Annotated in this window: 2 protein-coding genes; both read right to left on the minus strand. The window is 36.2% G+C overall.

From position 1 onward, the window contains the following. On the minus strand, window positions 1-493 hold a 493-nt coding region (locus tag HMPREF9171_RS104020), incomplete at its 3' end, for a restriction endonuclease subunit S (protein WP_000765800.1). Window positions 494-503: 10 nt separating this feature from the next. Further along, window positions 504-1490, minus strand: a complete 987-nt coding sequence (gene xerA / locus HMPREF9171_RS104015; protein ID WP_000653266.1) for a site-specific tyrosine recombinase/integron integrase — start codon at window positions 1488-1490, stop codon at window positions 504-506. Window positions 1491-1537 lie beyond the last annotated feature (47 nt).

Genomic DNA, 1537 nt, shown 5'->3' on the forward strand with positions numbered 1-1537 from the left:
TCTTTTTATTATTTTCAATTTTATCGTCAAATAATTTTAAAAAATCAGCTATTTCTTTTTGCTCACTTAATTCCGGAATATAAACATCAATCTGTGCTAATTCCGAAAAAGTAATTTGTGGAAAAGTCCCACTTCTTGATTCTGCAAGAGATTGTAATTGATTTATTACTTTTTCTGACTTTAAGATTTGATAAAGGTATTGGGGTAATACTCTATTATTAGCCCTAATAACCATTAGTTTTGTAGAAGCCACATAGTTATCAGAGTCAAAATCTATGTAAGCGAATCTTCTATTTTTAGGACGTATTTCTGAGTATAAAATATCATTTTTTTGAAACGTTTTCTTGAATTGTCCTTTTAGTCCTTTATTATCTACCAAAATGTGATTAGTAACTTCACCTTCTAAGACATCCGATGTATTAATCAGTACGACTTGTTGTTTTGTTTTATCAAAAGTTACAGAAACACTATCACACACATCACCTAATTTCATTAAAATCTCCTCACCCTATATATTTTCGGTGCGAATTTTTGACATTCGCTTGGTTGACCATGGCATAGTGCATGGTTGTGTCTATCTTAACATGCCCTAGCAAGTGCTGGACTTGCTCAATAGGCATGCCTTTATCTATTGCTCTTGTTGCTAGTGTTCGTCTGAATTTATGTGGGTGAACTTTTTGAAGGTTAGCCCGTTTTCCAATCTCTCTCAATCTCGTCTCAACACCACCTATCATCAATCGGTCGTAGGGATAAGCTAATGACACAAAGAGTGCAGAGCTGTCATCTTTCCGACTATCGAGATAATTGATTAAGTGTATCTTTGTTCTTGCATCAAAATAAACAATCCGCTCGCTATTTCCTTTACCAAACACCAAACACTCACGCTCATGAAAGTTGATGTCCTCACGATTAAGTCGAACCAGCTCTCCAACACGCATGCCAGTTGAAGCAAGCAAATCAATCATGGCTAAGTCACGAATATTGTCACAAGTATCTCTAAGCAGCTCTAGACTTTCATCCGATAGCGTTTCCTTGATAACCTTATCCGTCTTAATCTTGTGAATACGTCTCACTGGGCTTTTTAAAATGTAATCTTCATCTTCTAGCCAGCTAAAGAAACTACTAAAAATACGTCGCATGTTATCAATCGTTACTTTGCTAGATTGGCGTTCTTTTTGGTAGTTGGCAAGGTAAGTTCTTAAATCACTGGTGCTTATCTGCCTGATTGGTTTATCCAACTCAGCTACCATTTTCTCAATAACCATTTTATAGTATTTTAATGACTTTTCACTGCACCCCTCAATCCTCTTGGCAGAGATAAAAAGGTGCAATAATTTGGGGTTAGATGTTTCATCAACCTTTGAAACATTCTCCGTCATTACAACATTAGCCAAGTTAGCCGCTAACACTCTCTCCAACTGCTCTAATTGCTCCATTGTCAGCTGTTCTGCCATAATACTAACTACTTGTGTGATTATTTTATCCTTCATACCTTACCTGCCTTTCATTTACATTGTAGTACAGATAAGGTGAGCGG

Source organism: Streptococcus agalactiae ATCC 13813 (assembly GCF_000186445.1).
GTDB lineage: Bacteria > Bacillota > Bacilli > Lactobacillales > Streptococcaceae > Streptococcus > Streptococcus agalactiae.